Below are 19,148 nucleotides of genomic sequence, written 5' to 3'. Positions count from 1 at the left end.
GGATCTAGTTCATCACCACCCCAGCAAAAGGTGGCGTTTTCAGAAGGTCGGTAAAGCTGGTCGCGCCGTTGATTTTGGTCACGGTATAGGTTGGGCCAAACAACGCAAATCCCGCCATGTCTTTACAGTCGAAGAAGCCGAAACGCGCAGCTGCTGACCGGATTCGTTCCGGCGATGCGCGATCGGTTGCCACAATCTGCAAAGAGACTTCCGCATCACTTTCACGGGTGGCCTGGATGCGGGTCGCGGCGGTCGGGCGCTCTCGCTGTTCAGTTCTTTGCTCAATGAGCAACCGCCCCTCACGAATACAGCCGCGCAGAATGCTGACCTCTGTGGTTTCGCCGACCGCGATGTCTGACAAGTACTTTCGCCCATCCAGTCGCCGGATGTCCTCGGTTTCCATATCCACCACAAACCCATCTCCGGCAAAGGCCGCGGTCAGCCCCGCCCAAAGCGCCATTGCAAAGGCGATCATTCGCATCACCAAATCCTCCAAATGAACCAATGCCCGCAGCTTGCGCACGGGATGGTTAATTTGGGGTGTGGATTGGCGGATCATTGCTTCGGGTCACTCCACAATCTCGGCCGTTTCCAACACGGCATGCATCAGAACATCAGTGCCGGCGGTGGCCCATTCCTTGCTGATCTCTTCCGCCTCGTTGTGCGACAACCCGTCGACGCAGGGGCACATGATCATCGCGGTGGGGTAGATCTCGTTGATCCAGCAGGCGTCGTGACCCGCACCCGACACGATATCCATGTGGGAGTATCCCAACCGCTCTGCCGCATTGCGCGCGGCGGCAACACAGCCCTCGTCAAAGGCGGGCGGGTCGAAGGTGCCGACCATCTCCCAGCTCATTTCAACGCCAATATCCGCACAAAGTTTCGGCGCGCGTTCGTCAAATTCCGCGATCATCGCGTCGATTACCTCTTGCAGGTGCGAGCGGAAATCGACAGTGCAAACGACCTTGCCGGGGATGATGTTGCGCGAGTTCGGGTAGACGTCGATATGGCCAATCGCGCCAACCGCATTGGGCTGGTGCTTCATCGCGATCTCATGGACCAGCTCGGTGATCAGGGCCAACCCGCGACCAGCATTGACGCGCATGTGCATTGGGGTCGACCCGGTGTGGCTTTCCTTGCCCACAATCGTCACTTCGAGCCAGTTCAGACCCTGCCCGTGGGTGACCACGCCGATGTCTTTGCCTTCAGCTTCCAGAATGGGCCCCTGTTCGATATGCAGCTCAAACATCGCGTGCATCTTGCGCGCGCCGACCTCCTCGTCACCGACCCAACCGATGCGTTTCAGCTCATCGCCAAACCGCTTGCCCTCAGCATCTTCGCGGTCGTAGGCCCAATCCTGCGTGTGCTTGCCCGCAAACACGCCAGAGGCCAGCATGGCGGGCGCGAACCGGGTGCCTTCTTCGTTGGTCCAGTTGGTCACGACGATGGGATGTTTGGTCTTGATGCCCAGATCATTCATCGTGCGGATCAGTTCCAGCCCGCCCAGCACCCCCAGCACCCCGTCATATTTGCCGCCGGTGGGTTGGGTATCAAGGTGGCTGCCCACGTAAACCGGCAGCGCATCAGGGTCTTCGCCCGCCCGCGTGGCAAACATATTGCCCATTGTGTCGACGCCCATCGTCATCCCCGCCGCTTCGCACCAGGTCTGGAACAGGGCGCGCCCCTCGGCGTCTTCATCGGTCAGGGTCTGGCGGTTGTTGCCGCCCGCAATGCCGGGGCCGATCTTGGCCATCTCCATCAAGCTGTCCCACAGCCTGTCGCCGTTGATTTTGATGTTCTCGCCGGGTGCGGCCATCTCTGTCTCTCCTGTCGAAGCCACGCGGAGGAACCGCGTGTGTGTTGGTGCAACAGGAAGATGCGCAATGTCAGGCCCTGCGCCACGGGGTCCGGGCGGCAGGCGGCGCGAGGGCATGGCCCCTCTGGCTCCCTGTGTCGGCGCTCTTGCCCCGGTTCACCGGGATCTGGCGCGTCTCGTGTCACGGTTTCTTTTTTACCGTTTGGTCAACCTCGACGCTAACACAGCGCCGAGGTCAGTCAAGCTTTGTAACCGTCAGTTTAGGCTGATTCCCTTATTGCCCACGAATGATGCAGGTATTGGGGTCAGCTGACGGATTATTGGGATGTTCCAGCCAGGTGCGCTTGTCCGCCGGAATGGTCATCCCAGTGCGTTCATCTTTGTCACCCACCGACAGTTCGCGCATGGTGATGCAGCCTTCCACCGGGCAGACATTGACGCAGAGGTTACAGGCCACGCATTCGTCGTCTTTCACGGTGAACACCCGGTCCTCGGACATCTCGATCGCCTGATGACTGGTGTCTTCGCAGGCGGCGAAGCAGCGGCCACATTTGATGCAATCCTCCTGATTGATCTCGGCCTTGGTGACGTAATCAAGGTTCAGATGCTGCCAATCAGTCACTTTGGGCGTCGCCATGCCGACGAAATCCGCGGTGCTGGTATAGCCCTTCTCGGCCATCCACTGGCTCAGGCCCGAGGCCATTTCCTGCACCACTTTGAACCCATAGGTCATCGCCGCTGTACAGACCTGCACATTCGATGCCCCCAGCGCCATAAACTCTGCCGCGTCGCGCCAGGTGGTCACGCCGCCAATCGCGGAAATCGGCAGGCCTGCGGTGTCTTGGTTGCGGGCAATCTCGGCCACCATATTCATGGCAATCGGCTTCACCGCCGGGCCGCAATAGCCGCCATGGGTGCCCATGCCGTCAATCATCGGTTCGGGTGACATTTCATCCAGGTTCACCGAGGTGATCGAATTGATCGTATTGATCAGGCTGACCGCATCGGCGCCACCCGCCTTGGCGGCCCCGGCCGGCCCAAGGATATTGGTGATGTTCGGCGTCAGCTTCACGATACAGGGCAATTTAGAGTGTTTCTTCACCCAGCCCGTGACCATTTCGATATATTCGGGCACCTGCCCCACGGCGGATCCCATGCCGCGTTCGGCCATGCCATGCGGGCAGCCAAAGTTCAGCTCAACCCCGTCCGCGCCGGTCAGTTCCACCTCTTTCAGGATTTTGCGCCACGGCTCTTCCTCACACGGCACCATCAGCGAGACAATCACCGCGCGGTCCGGGTAGTCGCGCTTCACGCGGGTGATTTCCTCAAGGTTCACTTCCAGCGGACGGTCGGTGATCAGCTCGATATTATTCAGGCCCAACAGGCGACGGTCGGCCCCGAAAATGGCCCCATACCGCGGGCCAGAGACGTTCACCACGGGCGGGCCCGCCTCGCCCAGCGTCTTCCAGACCACGCCGCCCCATCCGGCCTCAAACGCGCGGCGCACGTTGACCTCTTTGTCGGTGGGCGGGGCCGAGGCCAGCCAGAACGGATTGGGGCTTTCGATGCCCAGGAAAGTGGAATGCAGGTTTGCGCCATACATGTCTTTCATGTCTCAGCCCCCCATCAGAGTGTTGTGAATGTCTTCGGCCGCGTCACGACCCTCGGCCACGGCGGTCACGGTCAGGTCATCGCCACCGGATGCGCAATCGCCCCCGGCCCAGACCCCATCGCGCGAGGTGCGGCCGGTGTCAGACACTTTGATCTTGCGCCCTTCGAGCGCGAGCCCCTGCCCGTCGCCCAGCGTCTGACCAATGGCCTTGAGCACTTGATCAGCCTTGAGACGGAAGGTTTCTCCGGTTTCCTTAAGGCCATCCGGCGTGTCTTCGGTATAGGCAAACTCGATCTCGCGCACCGCGCCATTGCCATGCACCGCGATCGGGCTGGCATGGGTGATCAGGCGCACGCCTTTTGACGTAGCCAGATCCTGTTCAAAGCGCGAGGCGTTCATCCGATCCTGCCCGCGGCGATAGACCAGTGCCACATCGTCAGCCCCCAGCAGCTTGGCCTGCACCGCGGCGTCAACTGCCGTCATGCCGCCGCCAATGACGACCACATGACGGCCCACAGGGAGCGTGGACAGATCACTGGCCTGACGCAGGTCGGAAATGAAATCCACCGCGTCCAGCACGTTGTCCTTGTCTTCACCGTCACAGCCCAGCGCGTTGACACCCGCCAGACCCAGCCCAAGAAAGACCGCATCGAAATCCGCCGTGAGCGCATCAAGATTGAGCCCATTGCCCAGAGCCTTGCCCAATTGCAGGTCGATCCCGCCGATGGACAAAAGCCAATCGACCTCGCGTTGGGCGAAATCATTGGTGCTTTTATAGCTGGCGATGCCAAACTCGTTCAGGCCACCCGCTTTGGGGCGCGCATCGTACAGCACCACGTCATGACCTTTCATCGCCAGACGATGGGCGCAGGCAAGCCCCGCAGGTCCGGCACCGACCACGGCCACGCGTTTGCCGGTTGCGGCCGCGCGGCTGAAGGGATGCGCATCCATGCGCTTGTCGGTGGCATAGCGTTGCAGCTCGCCAATCACCACCGGCTTTCCTTCGGCGGTTTCACGCACGCAAACCTCTTCACAGAGCGTTTCCGTGGGGCAGACCCGGGCGCACATGCCGCCCAGAATATTCTGGTCAAAAATGGTCATCGCCGCCGCTTCGGGGGTGCCCGTCGCGATCTGGCGGATGAACAGGGGGATGTCGATGGATGTGGGGCAGGCCTCCATGCAAGGCGCATCATGGCAGAAGTAACACCGGTCTGCGGCCACCTGTGCTTCGTGGTCATCCAGAGGCGGATGAAGGTCTGAGAAATTATCCCGATATGCGTCGCTATTCAGTCGACCCGAGACAATTCCTGGCGTCTGCTGGGAATTGGACAAGGGTGCCTCCCTTTGGCTGTTGGGTTGTTCTATTTTTTTCCAGCTTTGCACAGGTTCATTTTTTACCAAATAGTAAAAAACCGCCGCGACGCAGCAAAACAGGCTGACCTGTTGAAAAACAGGCAGAAAAAGATGTGTTCGCTGAAAGGGTGGGCGGTCAGGAAACCGCGATATGGGTCGTCAGCCGGCCAAGCGACTCGATCTCGACCACACATGTGTCGCCCGGATGAAGCGCCCCAACCCCGTCGGGCGTGCCGGTCATGATCAGGTCACCGGGGCAGAGTTCGACCAGATTGGACAAATGCGAGATCACCTCGGGCACCGACCAGATCATGTCGGAAAGATCGGCCTCTTGTCGGATCTCGCCATTCACCGACAGCGCAATGCGACCAGAGGTCAGGTGCCCCATATCGGTCACCGGATGCACCGGGCCGATAGGGGCGGACAGATCAAACCCCTTCGCCATGTCCCAGGGACGGCCTGCCTTCTTGGCCGCCGCTTGCAGATCACGGCGGGTCAGGTCGTTTCCGATGGCATAGCCAAAGACATGATCTGGCGCTTTCTCTGCGGGAATGCCTGCCCCACCTTTGCCGAGGGTCACCACCAGCTCTGCCTCGAAGTGCAGGTTCTCGGTGGCGGGGGGATAGGAGATCGTGGCCCCATCTGCCACCAAGGCATCCGACGGCTTTGAAAAGAAAAACGGCGGTTCGCGGTCCGGGTCGTGGCCCATTTCGCGTGCGTGGGCCGCATAGTTGCGCCCGACACAAAAGATACGCCGCACAGGGAAGTGATCCCCAGCCCCGAGGATGGGCAGGGCGGGACGCATAGGGGGATCAAAAGCCCAGTTCATTTCAAGAACACCTTGCCTTTCATTGTGTCGGCAATCGGCGCGCCCAACAGGGACAGCACGGTCGGGGCCAGTTGGGTCTGGCACAGGATTTCGCTGTCATCCGCCACGTCCGCATCGCCGAAATAATAAAGCGCCACATCCTGCTGCAGATCCTCATGCCCGCCATGATGACCGCGATCCGTCTGGCCGTGATCGGCGGTGACAATCAGATCATATCCCATCTCGCGCCAACGGCGGATGAACGGGGCCATCTGTTCGTCGAGGGCAAAACAGCCATGGTCCATCTCGTGACTTTCATGACCAAACCGATGCCCCAGACTGTCGAGCGTACACGTGTGCAGGATGCCGTAATTCAGCCCAAACCGCTGGCACAGCAGGGTCAGCGTGGCGAAAAGATCGGTGTCCGCCGGGGTGGTCTGGTTGATCAGGTTGTAGCCCGTCATGGTGTGAAAGCGGCCATGGTTGATCGTCTCGCTGTCCGGTTCGTCATATTCAATGTCACGCACCACGTCGAAGGGGGCACGGTTGAAGAACTCTGACCAGAAGGAATGGGTCACCGCACCGGTCACGCCGCCCGCTTTGCGCACCTGGCAAAAGATGTCGTCATGAGACAGGCGAAAGACGTTGTTGTTGCCGGTGCAGCCATGGTCCTGCGGGGTCACGCCGGTATGGATCGAGGCATAACAGCTGGCCGAGGTCGAGGGCAGCACCGCCCGCATGGTGAACCGCTTGGCCTCGCCCGATTGCGCCCAACCTTCCATATTTCCAAACAGCCGGTGCCAGTTGCGCTTTGGCACCCCGTCAATGATGAGCAGCAGAAGTTTTCTATCCATAGTGTCACAAATCCTGAGTGAGATGCGTTTCAGCCAGACTGGGATGTCTTACCCTGAAACTGTATCAGTTCTGCGCCAAAGCTGTGTCTGAAAACGACATATCCAATGAATACCCAAGCGCCGCAAGAAACGTCGTGAAATCTTTCTCGGGCCGGTCAATCAGGGCCAGGGCAGAGACCTCATCTTCCACCGTTTGCACCCGGATCGGCGACACGCTGTCCAACACCTGTTGCAACATATGCGCCATGCCATATGCCATATCATTTTCAACCAGGATCACGCTAAGGGCCTTGTCCTTGAAATGGCGAAGCGGTTTGATCAACCCCATCACGTTCAGCAGAATGTCCCGATAAGAGGCCTCAATCTCGTCCACGCCACGCGCATCGGTCAGCATCACATGGGTGGGATCAAAATCAGGGTGGGCCACGTACTCCAAAAAGCATTGCTTGGCCTCTTTCACGGTCACCAGACCCCACATGTGAAACAGCGCTATGCTATGTTCTGGAAATACGTCAATACGATAGCTCATCCGGCGCTCCTGCCCCTATACGGGTACAGTAGGCCGTTTCACACAATCTTCAAGAGAGTTTCCCTAAGGGAAGCAAAACACCTCTCACGTATAAGGCGCTCCCCCGCCAGTTGCCCGGCGAGGGGTATGATCAGTTCCCGGCGCTTTCCATCTTGCGATGGGCAATCACCTCTTCCAGCCAGCCCAGACGCATCTCGGGCACCGAGCTGAGCAACAGATCGGTGTAATCGTCAAACGGCGGGGACAGCACTTCGGCCTTGGTGCCATAGCGCACGACCTTGCCCTGATACATCACCGCAATGCTATCAGCGATCGCCTTCACGGTCGCCAGATCGTGGGTGATGAACAGATAGGCCACATCCTCGATTTTCTGAAGGTTTTCCAGAAGCTTGAGGATGCCGTCCGCCACCAGCGGATCCAGTGCCGAGGTCACCTCGTCACAGATGATCACCTTAGGCTTAGCGGCCAGTGCGCGGGCAATACAGACACGCTGTTTTTGCCCGCCCGACAGTTCCGCCGGATAGCGGTCGATAAAGGCTTCGCCCAGTTCGATCTCGTCCAGAAGCTCAATGATCCGCTTGCGCTTTTCCTTGCCCTTCATGCCGAAATAAAATTCCAGCGGGCGGCCGATGATGGTGCCGACGGTCTGGCGCGGGTTCATCGCCACGTCCGCCATCTGATAGATCATCTGCAGCTCGCGCAGATCCTCGCGGGTGCGCCCCTCCAGATCCGGTGACAATTCGCGCCCATCAAAGATGATCTTGCCGTCACGCGGCGGCAATAGCCCGGTGATCACGCGGGCCGTGGTGGATTTGCCCGACCCGCTTTCGCCCACAACCGCAAGCGTCTGGCCGGGGTGCAGATCCATCACCACATTGTGCAACACGTCGAAATTGGTGCCCTTGTATCGCGCGGTCACATGTTCCACGCGCAAGACCGGATTGTCGGTGGGCGGTTTGCCTTCGTGCTGGGTCGAGCGCACCGAGACAAGATCACGGGTATACTCTTCCTGCGGGTTGTTGATGATCTGATCGGTGGTGCCATGTTCCACCATGTCACCCATCTTGAGCACCATGATTTCATCCGACACCTGCGCCACAACCGCCAGATCATGGGTGATATAAAGCGCGGCAACGCCGGTGTCCCGGATCGCGTCCTTGATCGCCATCAGCACGTCGATCTGTGTGGTCACATCCAGCGCCGTGGTGGGTTCGTCGAACACCACAAGATCCGGCTCCGGACACAGCGCCAGCGCGGTCATGCAACGTTGCAGCTGACCACCCGACACCTGGTGCGGATAACGGTCGCCGATGTTTTCGGGATCCGGCAGACCAAGCTTGGTGAAAAGCTCCACCGCGCGCGCTTCGGCCTCTTTCTTCGAGAACTTGCCCGCGTGAAGGGACGCTTCAATCACCTGTTCCATGATCTTCTTGGCGGGATTGAAGCTCGCTGCCGCCGATTGCGACACATAGGTCACTTCAAGCCCACGCAGCTTGCGCAGGTCCTTCAGATTGGTCGACAGGATTTCCCGCCCATTGACCCAGACCTCGCCGCCAGTGATCTCGACGCCCCCCCGGCCATAGGCCATTGAGGCGAGGCCGATGGTGGATTTGCCGGCGCCACTTTCGCCGATCAGGCCAAGCACCTTGCCCTTCTCCAGCTCAAACGACACGCCATGCACGATCTCGATATCCCTGGGCTTTTCACCCGGCGGATAAATCCGTGCGCCGATCTTGAGGTCTTTGACTTTCAACATCTTCTCGGTCATCCGCGGCCCCCTTTCAGGCTGGTGGTGCGGTTGAGCACCCAGTCGGCCACAAGGTTCACGGAAATCGCAAGCGTGGCGATGGCGATGGCGGGCACCAGGGCCGCCGGGATGCCATAGACGATGCCGTCTTTGTTTTCCTTCACGATGCCGCCCCAATCCGCGTTTGGCGGTTGCACGCCAAGGCCAAGGAACGAGAGGGTCGAAACGAACAGCACGGCAAAGATGAAGCGCAGGCCCATTTCCGCCACCAGTGGCGACAGCGCGTTGGGCAGGATTTCGCGGAAGATGATCCAGCGATTGCCCTCGCCCCGCAGCTTGGCCGCTTCGACAAAGTCCATCACATTGATGTCCACCGCCACGGCGCGGGCCAGACGATAGACCCGTGTGCTGTCCAACAGCCCCATGACAAGGATCAGGATCGGCAGGGTCACCGGCATCACCGACAAAACCACCAGCGCGAAGATCAGCGTCGGGATCGACATGATCAGGTCGACGAAACGCGACAGGACCTGGTCAATCCAGCCCCCGATCACGGCGGCTGTGAACCCCAGAACGGACCCGGTCACAAAGCTAAGGATCGTGGCCGCCGTGGCGATCAGGATCGTCGTTTGACCCCCATAGATCATACGGGTCAGCAGGTCGCGGCCGATATTGTCGGTGCCCAGCCAATGCTCGGATGATGCGGGTTCCCAGACATCGCCGACAATCTCGGTCATCGAATAGGGCGCAACCCATTGGGCGAAGATGGCCACAAAGAAGTAGAGCCCGGTGAAGAAAAGGCCAACCAAGGCCGCAGGAGGTATTCTCATCATTTCGGGTGCCTCAACCTTGGGTTCGCGAGGATCGACACGATATCAGCAATCATGTTGAGACCGATATAGACGGCGGCGAAGATCAGACCACAGGCCTGCACAACCGGCACGTCCCGTTTGGCCACGTGGTCCACAAGGTATTGGCCCATGCCCGGATAGACAAACACCACCTCGACCACGACAACGCCAACCACCAGATAGGCCAGGTTCAGCATGACCACATTCACAACCGGCGCAATCGCGTTGGGAAACGCGTGGCGGGCGATGACCTGGAAACTGGTCAGCCCTTTCAGCTCTGCGGTTTCGATATAGGCCGACTGCATCACGTTAAGGATCGCGGCCCGGGTCATGCGCATCATATGCGCCAGAACCACCATGGTCAGAACCGTCACCGGCAGCGCGATGGCGTTCAGCTTTTCGCCAAGCGACATGCTGTCATAGATCGTGGAGACGGTTGGGGCCCAGCCCAGCTGCACACCGACATAGAACATCAGCACGTAACCGATCAGGAACTCCGGCACCGAAATCGACGCAAGCGTCACGGCCGAAATCAACTTGTCCGGCCAACGTTCGCGGTAGCGCACGGCCAAAAGGCCAAGGAAAATTGCAAGAGGCACCGCCACGACAGCGGCCCAGAACGCCAGGAACAGCGTGTTTTTCAGGCGCCCGCCAAGACTGTCGGCAATATCGCGACCATTCGTCAGCGCCGTGCCAAGGTCACCTTGCAGGACACCACCCAGCCAGTTGAAATAGCGTTGGGTCGCGGGCACATCCATGCCCAACTCTTTGCGCAGGTTGGCAAGGCTTTCGGGGGTGGCGGCCTGACCCAGAATACTCTGGGCCACGTCACCTGGCAGGATGGTGGTGCCAACAAAGATCAGCACCGACGCTGCAAGAAGAAGGAGGGCACTCAGCGCAAGGCGCTGAGCAACCAGTTTCAGGATGGGATGCATGTGCTGTCCTTAGGCATTCAGCCAGCACTTGATCGGTGCCCACGAGTACATCAGGAACCCGTTCGGGTCGTCCTCATAGCCAACCACATCTTTTGACACACCATCAACAAAGTCGTTGAACATCGGCGCAATCAGGCCGCTTTCGTCGCGCACCAGCTGACCCATACGCGAATACATCGCCTTGCGCTTGGCCGGGTCCAGCTCGCCACGGGCCTTGATCAGCAGATCATCGAACTCGGCATTGTTGAAACGGGTGTCATTCCAGTCCGCCTGCGAATGATAGGCGGTGGTGTACATCTGGTCCTGCACCGGGCGGCCCGACCAGTAAGAGGCACAGAAGGGTTGCTTGTTCCACACTTCCGACCAGTAGCCATCCGACGGCTCACGCTTGATTTCCAGCGGGATACCGGCAGCAGCGGCAGATTGCTGGAACAGCTGTGCGGCATCAACGGCGCCCGCAAAGGCGGCGTCCGACACACGCAAGATGATCGGCGATCCGTCATGGCCCGACTTCTTGTAAAGCTCGGCCGCCATTTCCGGGTCGTATTTGCGTTGTTCCATCGAGTCGTCAAACAGAGGATAGGCTGCGTTGACCGGCATGTCGTTCCCAACAGACCCAAAGCCGCGCAGAACCTTGTCGACCATTTCTTCGCGGTTGATGGCGTATTTCAGGGCCAGACGAAGATCTTTGTTGTCGAACGGCGCGGTGTTGGAATGCATGATGAACACATAGTGGGCACGGCCCGCCACGTTGCGCACTTCCAGGTTCGGCGCGCGGTTCAGAAGGCTGGCCACTTTCGGGTCGACACCGTTCACCATGTGAACCTGACCCGATTGCAGGGCCGACATACGGGCGGTGTTGTCATTGATGACCAGCACCTCAACCTCGTCCACATGTCCGCGGGTGTCATCCCAGTAATTCGCGTTTTTCTTGAACGCGTGACGCACGCCCGGTTCGTCAACTTCGACCGTATAGGGGCCTGAGCCAATACCAGCCGTCGGATTGTCAAATCCGCCATCCGGTTGCACCACCAGGTGCCAGTCTGCCATCAGATAGGGAAGGTCGGCAGTCGGGTTTTCCATCTCGACAACAAAGTTGTCGCCATCGGCCTTCATGCTCTTGATGCCTTGCAGCACACCCAGCGCACCGGATTTCGAATCCTCGTTGGCGTGACGCTCTACCGTCCGCAGGAAATCTTCCGAGGTGACGGTCTTGCCATTGTGGAACTCTACACCTTTGCGAACCTTAAAGCTCCAGGTCTTCGCGTCAGGTGTGCTTTCAACACTTTCGGCCAGACGAAACTCAACGCTTCCGTCCGGGGCAACATCCACCATCTGATCCCCATAGAGGCGCAGGTTCATGCCGGGAACCTGAGTGGCAGCGGCGGCCGGGTCCAGCGTGTTGGTGCTTTCGCCACCCATCATACCGATCTTCATGGTGCCGCCTTTTTTCGGCCCTTCGGCCAGGGCGGCAGAGGACAGCATCGAACCGGCTGCAGCCGCCGAAACACCAAGCGCAGAGGCACGGCCCATGAAGTCGCGCCGCGACATCTTGCTCTGTGCAACACGTTTGGAAAGATATTCGAGTTCGTTGGACATTTATAGCTCCCGTTGTTCGGCCCGTTCGGGCCTTATTTCTTCTTGCTGTTAAGTCAAAACTTTGCTCAGAAGTTAGCGAATGACAAGGGTCGTAACCGACCAGCCATATCATTTATACGACACAGGGCAGATTGTTTGCGACATTCGCCCGTCACGCAATAAAAAAGACCGGAGCGAGCCCCGGTCTTTTCATTAATTTCGCGCGAGAATTCAGAAGTTCAGCGAAATGTCGCGGTGATAGGCCGCGCAAGAGGCCATGGACAGCGCCTGTTCGCGGTTGAACCTGGGCTGAACGCGCACGCCCAACGTGCCGCGAATCCCCGCGAGATAGGCCTCGATGCCCGGGCGCAGCTTGGCATCTGCTTCGGTCCGCCAGGCAAGTTGCGCCTCATATGCCTCTACCGCCTTGTCATATTCGGCCAGCGCTTTTTCGCGATCCGGGGTCTTGGCCTTTAGCGCCTTACGCGCCTTGCCAAGCGCCTTTTTCACGTCGCCCGCACCTTCAATCTTGCCAACACGCTTGGCGAACTCGTTCACAATCCCTTCCGCCTCTTTTTCCGGCGTGGTTTCGATGGTCTGACGCAGGGACAGCAGGTCGGTCTGCAGGTTGGCATAGGCGTCATTGGCATCCAGAACCGCCAAAACCTCCAGCGGGCCTTCATAGGCCGCATCCGCCGCTCGACGATATTGCGAGCGCGCCTTGTTTTCGGCCTGGGTCAGTTTCAGGAACGTGGCCTGCTGATCGGCCCATTCCGCTGGAATGGTGGCGCGCAACGCCTCCACTTCAGCTGTGATCTCGTCCAGATGCGCCTGCAAACCGGCGCGTTTCGCGGCCTGGCTTTCATCGCGCATCCGGCTGATCCGGGTGCTCAGCTTCTTGGCCTCGGCTTCCAGGTTGCGGATCTGCTTTTCGATCCCGCGCACCTGATCATGCATCGGGCGATACCCCGGCGCAGCAGCCTGAACCGTTGCTTCTGCCTCGAACGCTTCGGTCAGTTTGGCAATCGCCTCATCCGCCTGATCAAACCCAGCTGTCAGATCCTTCGCCAGATCCTTGGGCAGGGGCGACAGATCCAGACCGCGGGCAAGTTTCACCGCATCCGCCGTGGCACTGCTTTCGCGCAGTTGCTGGCCGACATAATCCTCAAGACACAGCTGCAACTTCGGGTTGCGCGGCGGCGGGCTGGCTTCGGACAGGAAGCTGACCCGATTGGGCAGGTAATTCACCAGCGGCGGGTAGGCCCCGACGATGGCGAGCGCTGAGATTTGCAGGAGGATAAAAGCAATCACGCCTTTGTACATCTGCACGGTCTTGACCACGGCGGGCGCGACCCCGCGCAGGTAAAAGAGCGCAAAGCCAAAGGGCGGCGTGAGGAAGGAGGTCTGAATGTTCAGACCAATCATCACACCCAGCCACACGGCGGTGATATTGGCCGACGGATCCGCCAACAGGATTGGCGCCACGATCGGCACCACCACCACGGCAATCTCGATGAAATCGAGGAAGAAGCCGAGGATGAAGATCACCAGCATCACGATCACAAACTGAGTCCAGAAGCCGCCGGGCAAGCCCAGAAGGAATTCTTTCACCAGCTCTTCCCCGCCAAAGGCGCGGAAGGCAGCGGTCAGCATCGCGGCGCCCAGAAGGATGATGAAGACCAGCGACGTGGTTTTCGCCGTTTCCAGCATCACACCCTGCAGCGTGTTCTCGATCTTGAAGATCCGCGCGCCCGACCAGATCAGCGACACCAGCAACATCACCGTGCCGATCACCCCCAGCGTAATGCCCAGCTTGTCGGCGCCCGTGTTGATCGCCTTCACGTTCATCTCGAAATTCGCCAGCGTAAAGGTGAGCAGGATCAAGGCTGCAATGGCGATCAGCGCGGGCGTGTAGAGCCCCCTACCGCCCGTCGGCAGACGATACCCCGCCATGATCATGGCCCCGGCAGCGCCAATGGCCCCCGCCTGGTTCACCGTGGCAACACCCCCGATGATCGAGCCAAGCACCAGGAAGATCAGCGCCAGCGGCGGCACCAGCGTCAGCGCCACATTCTTTACGAACCCAAGATCATATTTGCCTTTATAGGGCACAGCCGGAGCCAGTTTCGGACGCAAGATCGCGAAAACAAGGATATAGAGCATGTAAAGCCCGACCAGCAACATGCCCGGCACAAAGGCCCCAAGGAACATTTCGCCCGCCGAGGTGGAGGCCACGTCGAAAACGGACGGCATGGACAGCTCGCCGGTGGCTTCCTTGTGCAGCGCCTTGCGCGCGGTCGACGCCTGATCGGTGGCCGAGGCCAATTGGTCGGCCAGAATAATCAGCACAATCGACGGCGGAATGATCTGCCCCAACGTGCCAGACGCGGCAATTGTCCCGGTTGCCAGCGGCGAGGAATAATTGTTGCGCAGCATCGCGGGCAGCGAAATCAGACCCATCGCCACAACGGTTGCCCCAACGATCCCGGTGGTGGCGGCCAACAGCGCGCCCACGAAGACCACGGAAATGCCCAAGCCCCCCGGCACCGGGCCAAAGAGCTGCGCCATGGTGACCAGCAGATCCTCAGCGATCTTTGAACGCTGCAGCATGATCCCCATGAAGATAAAGAGCGGAATGGCAATGAGCGTATCCCGCTCGACCTCCCAATAGACCCCCCTGAGGTTGGTCACCCCGGCCGAGAGCCATTGGCTTGGCCCGCCGGAATGGAAATAGGCATCCGTCGAGCCCGCAAAGATATAGCCGGCCCCCGCCGCCAGGCCAATGGTGATGATCGCGGCCCCGGGCAACGCGAAGGCCACCGGATAGCCAGAGCCAAGGGCGGCCGCCATGATCAGGATGAGAAGGGCGAGGAAATAAAGTTCCATGGTCCGGGATCCCCTTAATGTGCCGCAGGTGCGATTTCACGATGGCCCGGTTCGTCGCGCCTGTCGGCCACGGCCTCAAGGAAATAACTGACGAACTGGATCAACATGGTGATCGCGAAGATGCCGAGGAACACGGCCATCTGGTATTTGATAAACATGCCCACGCCGCCGGATTGCGAGATTTCGAAATTCACGACCGGGCTGTTGATGATCGAGGTTTTGCCGTTGAAGCCCACCATCAGGATCACCCAGGTGGTCGACATGCCCAGCACAATCGACCCGAAGGCGTTCACGAACCCTCGGGTGGTGCGGCCGAACCCGGCATACAGCACATCCACCCGCACGTGACCTTCTTCGAACAGCGTGTAGGCCGAGGCAAACAGGAACAGCGCCGCGTACCAATAGCGCACAAGGTCGCCCATCAGCGCTTGTTCGTAGGAAAACACAAAGCGCGAGATCACGATGGCCAGTTCAGCCACCACAATCATCAGCGCAAGCCAGGTAAAGCCCAGCGTCCGGGTGAAGAAGGCAATGACAAAGCCCGCGACCACAAGGGGGATATGGACATAGGGGGCCACCCAGCGTGATTTGGCAAACAGCTTGGTCGTGTCGTCAGAGAAGAAGGCCGCCAACAGGTTTTCCACCCGCATGAAGGCGATGATACTGTCGGCCACGCCAACCAGAAGTACCGACCAGAAAAAGGCGCGGATCAGGTAGACATTGAACCGGTGGATCGACATGGCATCCCATCTGAGCGAGGTGCTGCGCGTGCGCATGACGTAAAGCAGCGCCACCGCGACCGAGATCACGTAAAGACCCAGGTTGATCCAGGCCCCGCCGCTGGCATTGCCAGACAGGATCGGTTTGACACCCGGCATGCCGTATCCAACCACCAAAGCGTTGTTCACCAGGAAGGCAAACAGCACCGCCAACATGCCCCAGGCAAAGGACCTGGGCAAAATGGCGGGGTCACCCTCGCGTGAAATGTCAGAAAAATCGCTCGCCATGTGCTCCCCCACAGCGCGCCGTCATCCTTTGATGCGGGACGGCGCTTGCAAAAGAGCGGGACCGAAGCCCCGCCCTGATTTCATGATGCCTGTCGGCGCTTAGACCAGACCCAGCACGCGGTTGCGCTGGTTCACGTAGCCGATTTCGAAATTGGCGTTCATGGTGCCCATTTCGCGCAGCTTGGTCTGGAACGAGTCGTTCACACGTGCGGCCAGATCCGAGTGATCGCGGGTTTCTTCGAACACTTCTTCTGCGGCTTCGCCAAACGCATCCCAGACATCGTCGTTGAAGTTGCGCACCTGCACACCCTGCTCGTCGACAAGCTTGGCCAGGTATTCGCCGTTCTTCGCGATGTTTTCTTCGTAGGCGGCGGCGTTTTCTTCCATACAGGCCGCTTCGATCACGGCTTTTTCCCAATCGGACAACCCGTCAAACCAGGTTCTGTTCATCGAGAAGCCAAGCCCGCCACCCGGCTCGTGCATGCCGGCGGTGTAATAGAATTTGGCCGCTTCGTAGAACTTCATGAAGTAATCGTTGAACGGACCAACCCATTCGGTTGCGTCAATGGCGCCCGATACCAGGTTTTCATAAATCTGCGAGCCCGGAACCGACACGGTCGAACCACCCAGTTTCGAGATCACCTGACCGCCGAGGCCGGGGATACGCATCTTCAGACCTTTGAAGTCATCCGGGCTTTCGATTTCCTTGTTGAACCAGCCACCAGCCTGGGTGCCGGTTGCGCCTGCGGTAAAGGCTTTCAGGCCAAATTCACCGGACAGCTCGTCCCAAAGTTCCTGGCCGCCGCCGAACTTGATCCAGGCGTTCCATTCCGGGTTGGTCATGCCAAACGGCACCGAGGTGAAATAGGCAAAAGCCGGATGTTTGCCGGTGAAGTAATATTCCGCACCGATATAGGCCTGGGCGTTGCCCGAGGCCACTTCGTCAAACACATCGAACGCACCAACACGTTCACCCGAAGCGAAATATTCCACATTCAGGGCACCATCCGACAGCTGGGCAATGCGGGCGGCCAGACGTTGGGCCGACATACCGATGCCCGGGAAGTCGCGCGGCCAGGTCGACACCACGGTCATCGTCTTGCCACTTTGGGCAAGGGCGGGCGTCGCCAATGCGGTCGCGCCTGCACCCAGTGCTGCGCCTGTCAGAAACTTACGGCGTTCCATATGAAAATTCCTCCTCCGAGTCATATTACGTTTTCAGTTCTCTTATTCTGTCGAACCGGTCTGATCCATGTCACTCCCCAAGGGTCAGTCCAGTTTGCCCCGTCATTACTACGGAACTGGGCACAGATTTCAAATGATAATTTCCAGATGTGGTAAGCTAAGATTACCAATTGCGAGCGGTATCACCCTTGCCAATCTCATGAATTGTATCCGCGCCCTTGTTTTCCTGTAGATTCCGCAACTTAGCGCACGAAGGCCCCGTCTGGTTGACGTTACGGCGGGTTGGGCGTTCGACCGTGAAAAAAGTTCAGATTTTCCATTGAAGGACAAATTTTATTTTTCCTATTGGATATTTCATTTAATGAACTATATAGCGCAGATCGAAATATCTAAGGCGTTAACATGGCATCCTGCACGGAAGAGCAACTTCACCTTCAACACGCAGACCCGAACCTGGAACCCGAATTTCGGGCCTTCATGGGAATGTTCGCCCTGCACTCTTTTCTGGAAAACCAGCTGAGCGATTGCGGGCCGGGAAAAGACCTGACCAAACAGCAAAGCGGTATCCTTGTCCGCTTGGGCCAACCAAAGCGGCTGGGTGAATTGGCGCGCGACACAAATTCACTGCCCTCCACCATGACCGCCGCCGCGGATCAGATGGAACGGATGGGGCTTGTTGTGCGTCAGCGGGATCCAAATGACCGGCGCGCCTGGCTGTTGGTCTTGACCGATGAGGGGCAAGCCATGCGCAAAGAATTTATCCGCATGTCCCGTGTGATGTTTCAGGACCTACTGAAACTCAGCGATGACGAGCTTGCGATGCTGGCGCAGATCGGCACCAAGCTTCACACAAATATTCAACTCGCCATTCAAAATCCAGACCTGATCACCGACCTAATTCAGGCCCAACAAGAGGGACAACCCGCATGAAAATCCTGACACCCGCTGTAAGTGCGGCCGTCTTCGTCGTGGGGTTGGCGTTCACGCCCGCCCACGCCCAGGATCCGATCAAACCTGTCAAGCTGATGGATGTGGCCGAAGGGGCGTCCAGCCTTGATCGCCTGTTCTTTGGCAGGGTTGTGGCCCGCCAGTCCGTCGATCTGGCCTTTCAGGTCGGCGGTCAGATTGTCAAGTTTCCCGTCATCGAAGGCGATGTGATCAGGAAAGGGTCTTTGATTGCCCAACTGGACCAGGAACAATACGCCCTGGCGCTGGAACAGGCCGAGCTGCAAAAAGAACAGGCGGATCGCACCGTTGGCCGCCTGACCAAACTGCAGGGTCAGACGGTCAGTCAGGTTGCGATTGACGACGCCACCACCCAGGCAAACCTGGCAGATGTGGCGCTGCGCAAGGCACAAAACGATTTTGAACACACTACGCTGGTGGCCCCGTTTGATGCACTGGTCGCAACCCGCAATGTCGGCAACTTCGTCACAACTGCACCCGGCACCCCGGTTGTGCGCCTGCATGACATGAGCGAGATCCGCATTGATATCGACGTGCCCGAAATCCTGTTCCAAAAGGCCAGCAGCGACAATCAGGTCAAACTGACCGCCCGCTTTCCGGTGAGCGATCAGGAATACCCGCTCAGCATCCGCGAATTCAACGCCGAGGCCTCTGTCGCCGGACAATCCTATCGTCTGACCCTTGGCATGGAGACCCCTCCGGGTGAGCTGATCCTGCCCGGCTCTTCTGTGGATGTCCGCGCGACGGCACTGACGGGTGATACGGAAATCGTGATCCCATCAACCGCCATCGTGGCCGCTGCGGACAAAAGCCTGTCGGTCATGGTGTATCAGGAAACCGATGCCGGATCAGGCGTGGTAAAGCGCACCGCGATCGAGGCAACCCCATCGGAAAACGGTGACTTCATCGTGACCTCTGGTCTGGAGGTGGGGCAAATCATCGTGGCCGCCGGGGCCAATCGTGTGGCGGATGGTGAAGTGGTCCGCCCCTTCACTGGCCTGTCGAACTAGGAACATCC

At 59.0% G+C, this 19,148-nt stretch carries 16 protein-coding genes; 2 read left to right on the top strand and 14 right to left on the bottom strand.

The features are described from left to right. Positions 1-4: 4 nt before the first annotated feature. The 14 genes from ACP15V_RS10695 to ACP15V_RS10630 all read right to left on the bottom strand — a co-directional run bounded on the left by ACP15V_RS10695 (position 5) and on the right by ACP15V_RS10630 (position 17,164). On the bottom strand, positions 5-481 hold the full coding sequence (locus ACP15V_RS10695; RefSeq protein ID WP_424943668.1) for a hypothetical protein: 477 nt from the start codon (positions 479-481) through the stop codon (positions 5-7). 87 nt (positions 482-568) lie between these two features. Continuing rightward, positions 569-1,819 carry a Zn-dependent hydrolase gene (locus ACP15V_RS10690; protein WP_424943859.1) on the bottom strand — a complete coding sequence of 417 codons (1,251 nt, stop codon included), beginning with the start codon at positions 1,817-1,819 and terminating at the stop codon, positions 569-571. A 274-nt stretch (positions 1,820-2,093) separates the two neighbouring features. After that, complete coding sequence (gene preA, locus ACP15V_RS10685) at positions 2,094-3,422, bottom strand: NAD-dependent dihydropyrimidine dehydrogenase subunit PreA (RefSeq protein ID WP_424943858.1); 1,329 nt, start codon at positions 3,420-3,422, stop codon at positions 2,094-2,096. Positions 3,423-3,434: 12 nt separating this feature from the next. Continuing rightward, positions 3,435-4,763, bottom strand: a complete 1,329-nt coding sequence (locus ACP15V_RS10680) for an NAD(P)-dependent oxidoreductase (RefSeq protein ID WP_424943667.1) — start codon at positions 4,761-4,763, stop codon at positions 3,435-3,437. A 157-nt stretch (positions 4,764-4,920) separates the two neighbouring features. Further along, positions 4,921-5,613, bottom strand: coding sequence for a fumarylacetoacetate hydrolase family protein (locus tag ACP15V_RS10675; RefSeq protein WP_424943666.1), 693 nt, complete (start codon positions 5,611-5,613; stop codon positions 4,921-4,923). Next, a complete protein-coding gene (locus tag ACP15V_RS10670; protein ID WP_424943665.1) occupies positions 5,610-6,446 on the bottom strand; it encodes an alkaline phosphatase family protein in 837 nt (278 codons plus the stop codon). The genes ACP15V_RS10675 and ACP15V_RS10670 overlap by 4 nt, the downstream gene beginning before the upstream one ends. Positions 6,447-6,510: 64 nt before the next feature. Beyond that, positions 6,511-6,975 (bottom strand): hypothetical protein, encoded by a 465-nt coding sequence (locus ACP15V_RS10665; protein ID WP_424943664.1) that lies wholly within the window; start codon positions 6,973-6,975, stop codon positions 6,511-6,513. 130 nt (positions 6,976-7,105) lie between these two features. Beyond that, positions 7,106-8,743, bottom strand: a complete 1,638-nt coding sequence (locus ACP15V_RS10660; protein WP_424943663.1) for an ABC transporter ATP-binding protein — start codon at positions 8,741-8,743, stop codon at positions 7,106-7,108. Then, positions 8,740-9,555 (bottom strand): ABC transporter permease, encoded by an 816-nt coding sequence (locus ACP15V_RS10655; protein WP_424943662.1) that lies wholly within the window; start codon positions 9,553-9,555, stop codon positions 8,740-8,742. Before ACP15V_RS10655 ends, ACP15V_RS10660 begins: the two co-directional genes overlap by 4 nt. Continuing rightward, the gene (locus ACP15V_RS10650; RefSeq protein WP_424943661.1) at positions 9,552-10,508 is read right to left on the bottom strand and encodes an ABC transporter permease; all 957 of its coding nucleotides are present in this window, start codon (positions 10,506-10,508) and stop codon (positions 9,552-9,554) included. Before ACP15V_RS10650 ends, ACP15V_RS10655 begins: the two co-directional genes overlap by 4 nt. 9 nt (positions 10,509-10,517) lie before the next feature. Continuing rightward, positions 10,518-12,107, bottom strand: a complete 1,590-nt coding sequence (locus tag ACP15V_RS10645) for an ABC transporter substrate-binding protein (protein WP_424943660.1) — start codon at positions 12,105-12,107, stop codon at positions 10,518-10,520. 210 nt (positions 12,108-12,317) lie between these two features. Then, on the bottom strand, positions 12,318-14,972 hold the full coding sequence (locus ACP15V_RS10640; RefSeq protein WP_424943659.1) for a TRAP transporter large permease subunit: 2,655 nt from the start codon (positions 14,970-14,972) through the stop codon (positions 12,318-12,320). 14 nt (positions 14,973-14,986) lie between these two features. Continuing rightward, positions 14,987-15,979 (bottom strand): TRAP transporter small permease subunit, encoded by a 993-nt coding sequence (locus ACP15V_RS10635; protein WP_424943658.1) that lies wholly within the window; start codon positions 15,977-15,979, stop codon positions 14,987-14,989. A 99-nt stretch (positions 15,980-16,078) separates the two neighbouring features. Next, positions 16,079-17,164 carry a TRAP transporter substrate-binding protein gene (locus ACP15V_RS10630; protein ID WP_424943657.1) on the bottom strand — a complete coding sequence of 362 codons (1,086 nt, stop codon included), beginning with the start codon at positions 17,162-17,164 and terminating at the stop codon, positions 16,079-16,081. A gap of 402 nt (positions 17,165-17,566) precedes the next feature. On the opposite strand from ACP15V_RS10630, the gene ACP15V_RS10625 reads away from it, so the two are divergent. Next, positions 17,567-18,094: a MarR family winged helix-turn-helix transcriptional regulator gene (locus tag ACP15V_RS10625; RefSeq protein ID WP_424943656.1), complete on the top strand. Its 528-nt coding sequence runs from the start codon at positions 17,567-17,569 to the stop codon at positions 18,092-18,094. Then, a complete protein-coding gene (locus tag ACP15V_RS10620; RefSeq protein WP_424943655.1) occupies positions 18,091-19,140 on the top strand; it encodes an efflux RND transporter periplasmic adaptor subunit in 1,050 nt (349 codons plus the stop codon). Before ACP15V_RS10625 ends, ACP15V_RS10620 begins: the two co-directional genes overlap by 4 nt. Positions 19,141-19,148 lie beyond the last annotated feature (8 nt).

The sequence above is a fragment of the Aliiroseovarius crassostreae genome (assembly GCF_049803815.1).
Lineage (GTDB): Bacteria > Pseudomonadota > Alphaproteobacteria > Rhodobacterales > Rhodobacteraceae > Aliiroseovarius > Aliiroseovarius crassostreae_A.
This window is presented reverse-complemented; position numbering and strand designations above follow the sequence as displayed.